This window comes from Bacillus sp. A1, from assembly GCF_042296235.1.
Lineage (GTDB): Bacteria > Bacillota > Bacilli > Bacillales > Bacillaceae > Bacillus > Bacillus velezensis.
This window is the reverse complement of the sequence record NZ_CP141181.1, coordinates 1610377-1623272: the sequence shown is the minus strand read 5'-3', so window position 1 is coordinate 1623272 and position 12896 is coordinate 1610377. Positions and strand designations below refer to the sequence as shown.

General features: G+C 48.3%; 12 protein-coding genes and 1 riboswitch. Of the genes, 1 reads left to right on the top strand and 11 read right to left on the bottom strand.

Going from position 1 to position 12896, the window contains the following annotated elements; genetic code table 11:
• Positions 1–2 precede the first annotated feature (2 nt).
• The 4 genes from gmk to U2H13_RS08215 all read right to left on the bottom strand — a co-directional run bounded on the left by gmk (position 3) and on the right by U2H13_RS08215 (position 4600).
• Positions 3–617: a guanylate kinase gene (gene gmk / locus U2H13_RS08230; RefSeq protein WP_003154347.1), complete on the bottom strand. Its 615-nt coding sequence runs from the start codon at positions 615–617 to the stop codon at positions 3–5.
• 7 nt (positions 618–624) lie between these two features.
• Positions 625–894, bottom strand: coding sequence for an extracellular matrix/biofilm regulator RemA (remA, locus tag U2H13_RS08225; protein WP_003154355.1), 270 nt, complete (start codon positions 892–894; stop codon positions 625–627).
• A 76-nt stretch (positions 895–970) separates the two neighbouring features.
• Positions 971–1846, bottom strand: a complete 876-nt coding sequence (locus U2H13_RS08220; RefSeq protein ID WP_014417740.1) for a YicC/YloC family endoribonuclease — start codon at positions 1844–1846, stop codon at positions 971–973.
• Positions 1847–1927: 81 nt separating this feature from the next.
• Positions 1928–4600 (bottom strand): calcium-translocating P-type ATPase, SERCA-type, encoded by a 2673-nt coding sequence (locus U2H13_RS08215; RefSeq protein WP_029973484.1) that lies wholly within the window; start codon positions 4598–4600, stop codon positions 1928–1930.
• A gap of 119 nt (positions 4601–4719) precedes the next feature.
• Between U2H13_RS08215 and U2H13_RS08210 the strand changes: the two genes are divergently transcribed.
• Positions 4720–6426, top strand: coding sequence for an NFACT RNA binding domain-containing protein (locus tag U2H13_RS08210; protein ID WP_014417738.1), 1707 nt, complete (start codon positions 4720–4722; stop codon positions 6424–6426).
• A gap of 425 nt (positions 6427–6851) precedes the next feature.
• Here U2H13_RS08210 and U2H13_RS08205 read toward each other — a convergent pair whose 3' ends face one another.
• From U2H13_RS08205 to U2H13_RS08175, 7 genes are all read right to left on the bottom strand, one after another.
• Positions 6852–7340, bottom strand: a complete 489-nt coding sequence (locus U2H13_RS08205) for a bifunctional precorrin-2 dehydrogenase/sirohydrochlorin ferrochelatase (RefSeq protein ID WP_021493707.1) — start codon at positions 7338–7340, stop codon at positions 6852–6854.
• The gene (locus U2H13_RS08200) at positions 7321–8106 is read right to left on the bottom strand and encodes a sirohydrochlorin chelatase (protein WP_103526911.1); all 786 of its coding nucleotides are present in this window, start codon (positions 8104–8106) and stop codon (positions 7321–7323) included. Before U2H13_RS08200 ends, U2H13_RS08205 begins: the two co-directional genes overlap by 20 nt.
• Complete coding sequence (cobA, locus tag U2H13_RS08195) at positions 8107–8880, bottom strand: uroporphyrinogen-III C-methyltransferase (RefSeq protein WP_007409740.1); 774 nt, start codon at positions 8878–8880, stop codon at positions 8107–8109.
• A gap of 123 nt (positions 8881–9003) precedes the next feature.
• Complete coding sequence (gene cysC / locus U2H13_RS08190) at positions 9004–9597, bottom strand: adenylyl-sulfate kinase (RefSeq protein WP_007611313.1); 594 nt, start codon at positions 9595–9597, stop codon at positions 9004–9006.
• A 13-nt stretch (positions 9598–9610) separates the two neighbouring features.
• Positions 9611–10759 carry a sulfate adenylyltransferase gene (sat, locus tag U2H13_RS08185; RefSeq protein WP_014417734.1) on the bottom strand — a complete coding sequence of 383 codons (1149 nt, stop codon included), beginning with the start codon at positions 10757–10759 and terminating at the stop codon, positions 9611–9613.
• Between the two features lie 48 nt (positions 10760–10807).
• Complete coding sequence (locus U2H13_RS08180; RefSeq protein WP_012117522.1) at positions 10808–11872, bottom strand: inorganic phosphate transporter; 1065 nt, start codon at positions 11870–11872, stop codon at positions 10808–10810.
• A gap of 12 nt (positions 11873–11884) precedes the next feature.
• Positions 11885–12586: a phosphoadenylyl-sulfate reductase gene (locus U2H13_RS08175; protein ID WP_003154369.1), complete on the bottom strand. Its 702-nt coding sequence runs from the start codon at positions 12584–12586 to the stop codon at positions 11885–11887.
• Positions 12587–12713: 127 nt separating this feature from the next.
• A riboswitch (SAM riboswitch) is annotated at positions 12714–12818 on the bottom strand.
• Positions 12819–12896: the final 78 nt, after the last annotated feature.

The following is a 12896-nucleotide window of genomic DNA, read 5'->3' as shown; positions in this document are numbered from 1 at the left end:
AGTTATTCTACCTCCAGCATTTTCTTATATCTCGGAGCGACGCGTTCACGTTTTAAGTGCTCGGCGAGAACGATTGCGTTAATCTTATCGCAAGCCGTTTGGATATCGTCGTTTTCAACGACATAATCATACGCGTCCATCATTTCGATTTCAGCTTTTGCGGCATTCATTCTGTTTTCGATTAAATCGTCGGTTTCAGTCCCTCTTGTCACGATTCTGTTTTTCAGTTCAGAAAGACTCGGCGGCGCTAAGAAGATAAACAGGCCTTCCGGAAATGCATTCCGCACTTGGAGCGCGCCCTGCACTTCAATCTCTAAGAAGACGTCTTTTCCTTCTTGAAGCGTCTGTTCGACATAATCAACGGGCGTTCCGTAATAGTTGCCGACATATTCCGCCCACTCAAGCAGTTTGTTGTTTTCAATCATGCGTTCGAATTCATCTCTGGATTTAAAGAAATAATCGACGCCGTCGACCTCGCCCTCTCTCGGGTTTCTCGTCGTGACTGAAATTGAGTATTCAAATTTTGTGTCCTGTTGTGAAAATATTGCTTGCCGAACCGTTCCTTTTCCAACTCCGGAGGGACCTGAGAGAACGATTAATAACCCTCTTTCTTTCATGCGGCAATTACCCCTGCCCTTCATCCATAATTTCTTCTTTCACAGAAAGTCTGTGTGCAACTGTCTCAGGCTGGACGGCAGATAAGATAATGTGATCACTATCCATGACGACAACTGCACGGGTTCTTCGTCCGTATGTAGCGTCTATTAGCATTCCGCGGTCTCTTGCATCCTGGATCATTCGCTTTATTGGCGCAGACTCCGGGCTGACAATCGAAATCATCCGATTGGCGGAGATGATATTGCCAAATCCGATATTAATCAGTTTAATCGTCATCTTCTACGTTCCCCCTGTAAAATAGACGTCTCTAGTGTAACCTGAAGAGACCGTCTGTAAACAATACGCACAGTCGCTATTCTATATTTTGCACTTGTTCCTTCAATTTTTCAATAGAACTTTTCATTTCAACGACAAGCTTTGTGATTTGATGATCATTGGCTTTTGAGCCGATCGTGTTCGCTTCCCGGTTAAGCTCCTGAACAAGGAAATCAAGTTTGCGGCCGACTGCCCCGCCTTCTTTTAATATATCACGGAATTGAACAAAATGGCTCTTCAATCTGGTAATTTCTTCCGTGATATCAGAACGGTCGGCGAAAATGGCGCATTCCGTGATCAGCCTGCTTTCGTCGAGTGCGTCCTCCGTCCATTCCTTCATTCGGGCGTAAAGACGCTCGCGGTATTGAATAACAACGGCCGAAGCGCGCTCTTTCACCTGTTCGGACAGCGTCTCAAGCCGCTCAATGTGCAGAAAGCAGTCTTCCGCCAAAAGCCGTCCTTCTTTTTCCCTCATGTCACAAAGTTCCTTTACAGCCAGCTCAGCGGCTTCCCTGATGACTTCTTCAAGCTTGTCATCACGCATCTGTTCTTCGTGTATCTGCGCAATATGTTCAAATTTAAAGAAATCCATTGCATCGGGTTCTGCGGCCAGGCTGTAGCGCTCTTTCATGACGCGTGCGGCGCTCACATATTCATCAAGGAGCTCCCAATCGATGTTCAGGCTTCTTTTTATGAGCGCGTCACTGTTTACAGTGAGAAACAGCTCTACTCTTCCGCGCTGTATATGCTGCAATATCGTTTGTTTCAGCTTATCCTCTACATATAGCAAAGGCCGTGGCAGGCGGGCGTTCACTTCTTTGAACCGGTAATTGACGGATTTCAATTCAACGGTTGCCGAGAGATCGCCTTTTGTGCTGCTTGCGCTGCCGAAGCCTGTCATACTCCGTATCATATGAAACACCCAATTCTTTCCCGTTATCAAAATAAAAGGGCAATAGACATGCTATTACCCCTAAGATTATATCATATGGAATTATTTTTTTCTTGTCAAAAGTGAACCCGCCAGCAAAAAAGTAGGTATGCCCGACATACCGATAATCAGCATCCAATCGCCCGGCGTAATCGGCACTGTTTTGAAAATCGGCTGCAGCGGCGGATAATAGATGACGATGACCATCAGGAAGATAGAAGAAATGATGGCGCCGAGCAGATAGATATTTTCAAACGGATTCCGGGAGAAAACAGACGTTTCGCTCCGGCAGTCAAACACGTGTATAAGCTGAGCCAGGACAAGAGTCGCGAATGCAACGGTCTGTGCGTAGGGCAGATTTTCAGGATTGCGGTGATAGACGATGATAAACGCTAAAATGGTTGCGGCTCCGATTAAAAACCCTCTTGATACGACTTTCCAGCCCAGTTTTCTCGCAAACACTCCTTCTTTCGGATGCCGCGGCTTCCGCCTCATCAGATCTCCTTCCGGCTGATCCATACCGAGGGCCATCGCCGGCAGCCCGTCAGTGACTAAGTTCACCCACAATATCTGAATCGGAACGAGCGGCAGCGGCAGAGCGAGAAGCATCGCAAACAGCATCACTAAAATTTCACCGACGTTGGAGGCGAGCAAATACCGGACGAATTTTCTTATATTTTCATAGATATTCCGTCCCTCTTTTATGGCTGATTTAATCGTAGCAAAGTTATCATCTACCAGAATGAGAGAAGAGGCTTCCTTTGCCACATCCGTTCCCGTCACCCCCATGGCAACACCGATATCTGCCTGCTTTATGGCCGGAGCGTCATTAACCCCGTCTCCCGTCATGGCGACGACGTGTCCGTTTTCCTGGAACGCTTTGACGATTTTCAATTTATGTTCAGGCGACACGCGTGCGAAGACGTAGACATCATCGACCGTTTCGATAAGTTCTTTCTCCGTAAGCTCATTCAGCGTCTTGCCGTCCATCACACGCCCCTTTTTCGGAAGAAGACGCAAATCTTTTGCAATGGCCTTTGCCGTTTCGACGTGATCCCCTGTGATCATAACCGTTTTAATGCCGGCTTCACGGCATTCTTTAATCGCCTGTCTGACCTCCGGACGGGGCGGATCAATCATGCCTGACAAGCCGAGCATCGTCAGATTTTTTTCCGCCTGCTCCATTGTCGGCTTTTCTCCGGGCTTAAGCGGTTTATAAGCAATCGCGATCGTACGCAAAGCTTGCGACGCCAGCTCTTTCAGAACCGCTTCCGTTTCTGCTTTCTTTTCTCCTGAAAATGGCGCGCTTCTTGCGTCGTACATCAGATGTGACGAGCGGTCAATCAGCACATCGGGCGCTCCTTTAGTGATGACGAACTGCTTTTTTTCCTTATCCTCTACAATGACGGTCATCATTTTGCGGACGGAGTCAAACGGAAACTCGGCAACCACGCGGTATTGCCCGCTGAGCCAATCGTTTGAATAGCCGCCCTTTCTTGCAGCCGTCAGCAGCGCTCCTTCTGTCGGATCGCCGTCGAGTACATAATGGCCGTCTTTCAGTGCGATTTCGGATGTGTTGCACAACGCGCCGAAAACCAGCATCTGTTCAAGAATCTTCTCATCTTTCAGCTTGATTTCCCGCTCATCGCGGGTGAAAACGCCCTCCGGCTCATAGCCGATGCCTGACACTTTAAATGTTTTTCCCCCTGACCACATATGGGTGACGGTCATTTTGTTTTGTGTCAGCGTGCCGGTTTTATCAGAACAAATGACAGAGGCGCAGCCCAATGTTTCAACCGCCGGGAGCTTTCTGACAATTGATTTTTGTTTGATCATGCGCTGGACGCCGATTGATAATGCCACCGTAACAATGGCGGGAAGCCCTTCCGGAATCGCGGCGACGGCCAATGACACCCCGGCCAAAAACATGCTGTAAAGCTCATGTCCCTGTAAGACGCCGACTGCAACGACCAATACCGTTAAAAGGAGCGCGACTATAATTAAAATTTTGCCGAGCTCTTCAAGCCTTCGCTGCAGCGGTGTTGAAAGGCTGCCGGCGGATTCCAGCATATCGGCGATTTTCCCCATTGCCGTATTCATTCCTGTACCGACGACGACGCCGATACCGCTGCCGCGCGTTACGATCGTACCCATAAACGCCATATTGCTGATGTCGCCTAACGAAACATCCGGCTTTCTCAGTTTATCAGCTTGTTTAACCACCGGAATTGATTCCCCGGTCAGCGCCGATTCCTCAATTTCAAGGCTTTTCGCTTCAACGATCCGCACATCCGCGCCAATCCGGTCGCCGCTTGAAAATTTCATGATATCGCCGGGAACGAGCTCCTTGGACTGAATTTTCTTCCAGCTCCCGTCCCGCAACGCTGACACATACGGCGTTGACAGCTCTTTTAATGCGTGTAAAGACTTTTCCGCCCGCCGCTCTTGAAAAAAACCGAGAACCCCATTGACAAATACAATCGCCATAATCGCTACGGCATCTACATATTCGCCTAAAAACCCGGATATTAAGGTTGCCGCCAGCAGCACGAGCACCATAAAATCTTTAAATTGGGCGAAAAACACGGCGATCGCCGGTGTCCTCTTGCCCTCCTGAAGCTCGTTCGGTCCGTGCTTTTCAAGGCGTTTTTTCACCTCTTTTTCGGTCAACCCCTGTTTAATGGACGTATTTGTTGCTTTCAGCAAATCGGTTTGTCCCATTTCATGAAACTTCATTCTTCTCGTCCACTCCCCTGCCTCGCTTTAGAGATGTCACTCTGTAAACAAGCTTATTCTGACTCGTCCCTTTTCATGCTATAATTATCGAATGCAGGAAGAAGGAAAGGGTGTTTTATATGTCTTTTGATGGCATGTTTACATACGGAATGACACATGAATTAAACAGCCGGATTGCCGGAGGCCGGATCACGAGAGTCCATCAGCCTTTTAAGCACGATGTGATATTCCATATCCGCGCTAACGGAAAAAACCATAAATTATTATTATCGGCGCATCCGAGCTATTCACGGGTGCACATGACGAATCAGGCCTATGAAAATCCGAGCGAGCCGCCGATGTTTTGTACGCTGCTCAGAAAGCATATAGAAGGCGGATTTATTGAGAAAATAGAACAGGCCGGATTAGACCGGATTATGATATTCCGCATAAAAAGCAGAAATGAAATCGGCGACGAAACCGTAAGAACGCTGTATGTTGAAATTATGGGGCGGCACAGCAATATTATCCTGACTGACGGAGAAGGAGCCATCATCGACGGGCTGAAACATTTATCTCCGTCGATGAACAGCTACCGGACCGTTCTGCCGGGCTATGATTACAAGCTTCCTCCCGCTCAGGAAAAAATTTCGCCGCTCGCCGCGGACGAAGAAGACGTTTTGCGTTATCTCAGTTTTCAGGAAGGACGGCTTGACCAGCAGATCGTCAGACATTTCTCCGGTGTTTCTCCGCTGTTTGCAAAAGAAGCCGTTCACAGAGCGGGTCTCGCTAACAAAATAACGCTGCCGAAGACGCTGATTGAAATGTTCCATGCCGTGAAAGATTGCAGGTTTACACCAAACATTACAACAGCCGGCGGAAAGGAATACTTTTATCTCCTGTCTCTCACACATGTAAACGGAGAGGAGCGCACCTTTCACTCACTGAGTGAGCTGTTGGACCGGTTTTATTTCGGCAAGGCGGAACGCGACCGCGTCAAACAGCAGGCTCAGGATCTCGAGCGGTTTGTCGCAAATGAACGGAAAAAGAACGCCAATAAGATAAAAAAGCTGGAAAAGACGCTCGACTACTCAGAGAACGCGAAGGAATTCCAGCTATACGGCGAACTGCTGACGGCGAATTTGTATATGCTGAAAAAAGGTGACAAAGAAGCGGAAGTCATCAATTATTATGATGAAGAAAGTAAAACAGTGACCATCCCTTTAAATCCGAATAAAACACCGTCAGAAAACGCGCAGATGTATTTTACAAAGTATCAAAAGGCGAAGAATTCCGTCGAGGTGGTAAAAGAACAGATCCGTCTGGCCGAGGAGGAAATCGCTTATTTCGATCAGCTGATCCAGCAGCTCTCCTCCGCCTCCACAAAGGATATTCACGAAATAAGGGAAGAGCTTGTGGAAGGCAAATATCTGCGACCGAAACAGCAGCGAGGACAGAAAAAGCAGAAGCAGCACGTTCCTGTTTTGGAGCAATATGAATCTTCACGGGGATTGACGATTCTTGTCGGCAAAAACAATAAACAAAATGAGTACTTAACGACAAAAGCTGCCGCAAGGGATGATTTATGGTTCCACACGAAAGACATTCCCGGTTCCCACGTTGTGATTAAAAGCAGCGATCCGGATGAACAATCCATACTGGAGGCGGCTGCGATCGCCGCTTATTTTTCCAAGGCGAAAGATTCCGGCTCCGTTCCCGTTGATTATACAAAAATCAGACACGTGAAAAAGCCAAACGGCGCAAAGCCCGGATTTGTCACCTATGACAGCCAGCATACCGTATTTGTCACACCTGATGCCGACCTTGTCATACGGCTGAAAAAATAAACGCACCTCCACCTCCAAGCTGAAACCCGCACTCAGCTTGGAGGTGTTTTTTATTACTTATAAACGGAGACGAAACTCTCCCAGCCGTCAGAACCGATCTTTACAGTATCTGATCAGTTTCCCGTCATGTCTGATCCGCCGGGGCCGTCTCTGATTAAAACGGTCACACCTGATTTGGCGGCGGATACTGTCACCTTCCCTCGCCGAGCCTGAACACATCCGGGCGGGTCTCTGACCTTTCCTTTGTATGCGGGCGGAATCCAGGCGGCATCGGGATCAGATACATATTCCGCATCACTTCGCAATCCTGACCGCTTGTCGGCATATACCGTTCAAACTGCCCGCTTTCGTTTTGAATTGTTCACATTCGGGGACTGTCAGGACAGTATAAAAAATACCCTGCCTGATGACAGACAAGGTGTTTTTTATGGTCTTCTTCTTTTCTCAAATAATCGATCCACTTCTTCAGCCAAATCAGCAGTAATGAGAGGCTCTATGTCCTCAGCCAGTCTTTTCGTATGTGCCGGGCTTGCGCCGCTAGTTGATACGGATACTTGAATGCGCCCTTTGCGGATGATCTTCGGCATATACACGCTGCCCTGTTCAGCATCGCTTACACAATTGACCAGCTGCGTTTCAGAAGCGCTCGCGGCTATCTCCTGATTCACGCTGCGGTCATTTGTCGCGGCAATGATGAAAAAAGCGGGCGCGAGATCCTTCATTTCAATTTTACGGGAAACCCAGCGGATACGTCCTTCATCCGCCAGCTGTTTCATTTCAGGCAGGGCATCGGGACTGATTACAGTAATATCCGCGCCTTCCGGAAGCACCGTTTTGAGCCTTCTTAAGGCAACATTGCCTCCGCCCGCGATGATAATTCTTTTTCCGCTTAAATTAATGTGCAGAGGCAGCATACTGTCCCCCCTTAAAATCAAACTGACCGCCGGGGTTTCGAACAGCTTCTGACACACGGTTCAAAAACGCCTGCTTAATATGCGGGTGAAAACCTAAGTATGAAGCGAGATGAACATTTTGATTGATCGTTTGAAGCTTTTGAACTTCCCGTTCAATCTCAGTCATTAAAAGCCCGGTAAACAGAAGATATGGAACGATAAAAACGGGTGCTCCGTCATCCTCTTCAAGGCCGGCAAACACTTCTTTATAGTGCGGGTCACATGCTGTTAAAAAACAAGGGATGACTTCTTTAACAGGTGTAATCGCCTCAAGTTTTCCGGCAATCTCACTGACTGCGTTTTTAACTGCCGGATCTGTGCTTCCTCTTCCGATCAGCACCACTTTCGCCTGCTCAATGGGCACTCCGGTATCTTCAATGCGATGATGCACCGCTTTTACGACTTCATCGTCCACTCCGATCGGAACACCATATGTCACTTTTATATCGGGATGCAGGGCCGCCGCACAGGCGATTTCAGCCGGAATGTCTTGTTTTGCGTGGGCAGCGGTCAACAGCAGCAAAGGCACGGCCGCAATATGAGTGGCGCCTTGTCTGACACATGCTTCAAATCCCGCTTCAATAGACGGTTCCTGCAGTTCTAAAAAACAGATTTCCTGAATGGGAGCGTCAGCGTGCGGCATGCACCCTTTTAAAAACGCCGCCGACTCTGTCTGCGCTTTTTTCAGCCTGCTTCCGTGCCCGATGTATAAAATCGCCTGCTTCATTTACAACGCCTCGCTCAAATCCAGATTTTTCTGTTCAGATGCATACCAGTCCAGTTTGCAGTGATAATTGACGACATCACCGATAACAATTAAGCTCGGGTTTTTGATTTCTTCTTTTATCACTGTGTCTGAAAGCGTGCCGACGGTGCAGACGACAGTTTTTTGCCTGTCCGTCGTTCCCCAATGAATAAAGGCTGCCGGGGTGCCGGCGTCTCTGCCGTTTTCCAGCAGCATTCTTTCTATCTGCCGGATATTTTTAATTCCCATATAAATCACCAGCGTATCAATGCCCGTCGCCAGCGCTTTCCATTTTTCTTCAAAGTCGTCTTCTTGTTTATAATGCCCCGTAACGAATGCGACATTGGAGCTCGCCTCTCTGTGCGTCACGGGAATGCCGGCATAAGCAGCAGCAGCGATTCCTGATGTAATGCCGGGAACGATCTCAAACGGAATGGCGTTTTGCGCGAGAGCCTCCGCTTCTTCGCCTCCGCGGCCGAAAACAAACGGGTCGCCCCCCTTTAGCCTTACAACGGTTTTTCCTTTTTTCGCATACTTCACAAGGAAACGGTTGATCGTATCCTGTTTCATAATGTGAAAATCCGGGAGCTTGCCGCAGTAAATCAGATCCGCTTCTTCTCCGGCATACTGTAAAATCTCTTTGCTTACCAATCTGTCATATAATATAACATCCGCTTTCTGTATGGCTTTCATTGCCTTCACCGTTAATAAGTCCGGATCTCCCGGACCGGCTCCAACGATAAATACTTTCCCCATAGCATGTCTCCCCGATCCGTTTTGAAATCTTCCCAGAACAGCCGCGAGGCCGCACTTCAGCTATTTTACCATATCCCGCCATTAGGGGGATATCCGGCTGATTGCGCGGCCTTTTTGGACCTATTATGCTAAGCTGTTTTTCACAAAGTCAACCAGTCTTCCGGTGCATTCTTCGCGTTCACATTTGCCTGAATCAAGTACGAGCTCAGGCGCTTTCGGCTCTTCATACGGTGAGTCGATCCCCGTAAAGAACGGAATTTCACCATTTCTTGCTTTTTTATATAAACCTTTCGGATCGCGTTTTTCACATATATCGAGGTCGCATTTCACATAGATTTCATTAAATTCGCCCTCTGCCACAAGCTCTCTCACCTGATCTCTGTCCTCACGGAACGGAGAAATAAAAGCCGTGATGACGATGGTTCCCTGCTGAACGAAAAGCTTCGCCACTTCCCCGATTCGGCGTATATTTTCCTTGCGGTCATCATCGGAAAAACCTAAGTCCTTGTTTAAGCCGTGGCGGATGTTATCACCATCAAGCACGATGACTTGATAGCCTTGTTCAAACAGCTCGCGCGCTGCGGCGTTTGCAATCGTGGATTTCCCTGAACCGCTTAAGCCCGTCAGCCAGAGGATAGAGCTTTTATGCTTGTTTTTCTGCTGGTATTCTTCTTTCGTTATTGAGGCTTCATGCCACACGATATCACGATTTGTCACTCTATTTTCCTCCTTAAGAAACGCCTGCTTCTTCTTTCGTTTTCAGCCCTTTAATCAACACCTCGACAACTTCAGGACGGCTGAATTCCGCCGGCGGCATGACGCCGCTTCGCAGCATTTCTCTAACCTTTGTTCCTGACAGAATGACGTGGTCTTCTCTGTCATGCGGGCATGTTTTGGCCGTTCCCATGTTGCCGCATTTCCGGCAGAAGAAGCTGTGCTCGAATTTCATCGGTGTAATCCCGAGTTCATCCGCTGTAAATTGATCAAACAGCTCTTGCGCTTCATATGTGCCGTAGTAATCACCGACGCCGGCATGATCGCGGCCGACGATAAAATGCGTGCAGCCGTAGTTTTTGCGGACAAGCGCGTGGAAAATGGCTTCTCTCGGCCCCGCATACCGCATTGCCGCCAAAAATACGCCGAGGAAAACACGGTCTTTCGGATAATAATGATCGAGCAGCACCTGGTAGCTTTCCATTCTGACATCCGCCGGAATGTCATCTGATTTTGTTTCACCGACGAGCGGGTTCAAAAACAGGCCGTCAACCGTCTCAAGCGCGGTTTTTTGGATATATTCGTGGGCGCGGTGAACCGGATTTCTCGTTTGGAAACCGACGATGGTTTTCCAGCCCTTTTCTTCGAAGCTTCGTCTTGTATCGGCAGGTTCAAATGTAAACTCGGGAAACTGCTTTGACGCTTTTTTAACTAATGTGATCGGCCCGCCGATATACGTATCGCCGCGTGAAAATAATTTTTTCACGCCCGGATGCGCGGCATCATCGGTTTTATATACGTGAACAGCTTCTTTTTGTTTATCCGGCGTATAAATATCTTCGATGTCGACGACGCCATATGTTTCTCCGCCGTAAGTCAGTTTCACCGTGTCGCCGACGGCAAGCTCAGCCGCTTTTTCTGAATCGACCGGAAGCGTGATCGGCAAGGACCAGACAACCCCGGATGCCAGACGCATATTTTCAACGACTGACACGTAATCTTTTTCTGTGAAAAATCCTTCAATCGGGCTGTACCCCCCGATGCCGATCAGCTCTAAATCAGCGAACGAAATCAAATCAAGCTCAATTTCTTTTTGGACGGATGTAAGATCATACTGCTCATTCACCCGGTTAATTAATGTTCCTCCGTGCGGTGCTAAACTCATAATACATGATTCCTCCCAGTTAACAGATAAATAAACTCAGATTAATAGTTAAATGCCCCCGCCTTGTTCATGGACAGAGCGTTTCTCTTTTCGGATGGCTTTCATCAGACTGGCGGCTCCGCCAGCTGCCAAAAGCACGCTGGCCATCATAAAGATGGAATAGTAATCTCCTTTTAACAGCAGGGAGACAAGCAGATACGAAATCGATAGTGACAAAAACGGCGAAACGACCCATACTTTGAGCATCGTTTTCACGACTTCTTTATGAAAAACGTTCGGCCCGTTTTTGGCCATTCCGATACCGATAATTGATGATGATGTGACTTGCGCCAATGGGACCGGCAGACCGAAGACGGAACTGATAATGACAAGCCCCGCGCCGGTTCCTGAAAGCAGTATGCCTTCTCCGGCTGAAAATCTCGTAATCTTTTTCCCGTTGGTTTCAAGCACTTTACGTCCTAAAAGCAGAGCGCCGAGAGCGACAAAGATGCCTCCGTACAGCGTTCCTTTGGACACGCTGAGCACGCCCGCAGCAACCAGAGGGCCCACTGCATTTGCGACATTATTCATTCCGGCTGAAAAAGCTTCCCAAAACCCCGCAATCAGCAGCACAATCCCTAAAATCTTCTGTTTCCGATTCGAAATGACTCGAATATTCAGAGAACTGAATACCTTCGAGACGAGAAACGTGAAACAGAACGCGACAAACGGTACAAGCACCCAAAAACTCACGATGACCAAAAGATGCTGTAAAAACAATACTTTGTACGCGACGCCGACACCGACAATCGCCCCGACAGTGACCTCACTCGTCGACAGCGGAATGCCGAGCACATTCGCCGTGAATAACGATAGCGCCGCCGATCCGATAATAATGCAGACAATGGTGAGCGTAATGGTTTGTTCGGGAATGATTCCGCCGCTGATCGTCTTAACAACTTCACCGCCGCCGATAACCGCCCCTGACAGGACTCCGGCCGCGCAGATGATCAGCGCATACGTTTTCTTTTTAACGGCGCCGGACCCGTAAGCGACTCCCATTGAAGCCGCGGCTCCGCTGGCTCCGATATTCATGGCAAAAAACAGGCAGAATAAAATAGCGGCTAATTCCATCGTGCAGCTCCTTTATTCATGCAGTCCGCATTCTGTTTTCGCCATGCCGTTCCATCTGCCGCTCCGCAAATCTTCCGCGGTAAACGCAGGTGAAGTGCACGGTTCACAGCCGATGCTCGGATACCCCTGATCGTGGAGGATATTGTAATCCAGCTCATGCTTGGAAGTATATCTCCAGATGTCTTTCCATGTCCAATGGATCAGCGGGCATACTTTAATCGATTGAAACTTGTCGTCTTTATTCAGGAAATTCGTATTCGCCCGGCTCGGCCCTTGATCCCGGCGAAGACCGGACAGCCATGCCGGATGCCCCGCGAGCGCTTCTCTTAACGGCAGAATTTTTCTGATGTAGCAGCACTGGTTCGGTTCTCTTTCCCACAGTTTATCTCCGTGAGCCTCGGCCTGTTCCTCAAGAGTAAGGCTTGGCTTTTTCAGGATAATGTTCAGCCCCGGGTAACGCTCTTTCACTTTTTCGATCGTTTCATATGTTTCTTTAAAGTGAAGACCCGTATCAAGAAACACGATTTCCGCGTCTTTCTTTACTTTAGAAATTAAATCGATCAGGACGATGCCCTCAATCCCGAAGCTGCACGCGTAAACAAGCTGGTCTCCGTAGTGGCCGTATGCCCATTTTAAAACGGACAGCGCGCCTTTATAGGAATCGTCTTCCGGAAATGTAATCGCCGGCTCTTCCCATGTGTCATACGTTAGCATTTTTTCTTTCCTCCTCCCGGAGACAATCAAACAGCTGTTGTTTTCTGCCGGTTGTCTTATCCCTCAATCTTTTTTTCATATAAAAAACTTTCAATCCAGCGGAATGAAAGACAGTGACCCGGTATAGCCCTTATCTTCAAAATGCTGTGCATTTTTCTGGATGCGGCACCTTGCAATACACGCAGGTTGCCGGGCGTCATCGGTCCAGTCCCTCAGCCGCTCTTGATAAGCTTTTTAGATTTGTACTAAATTTTAGCACAATTCTAACAGAAGTCAACCCGAGTTTTTTGATAGGAATAATAAAACAGGC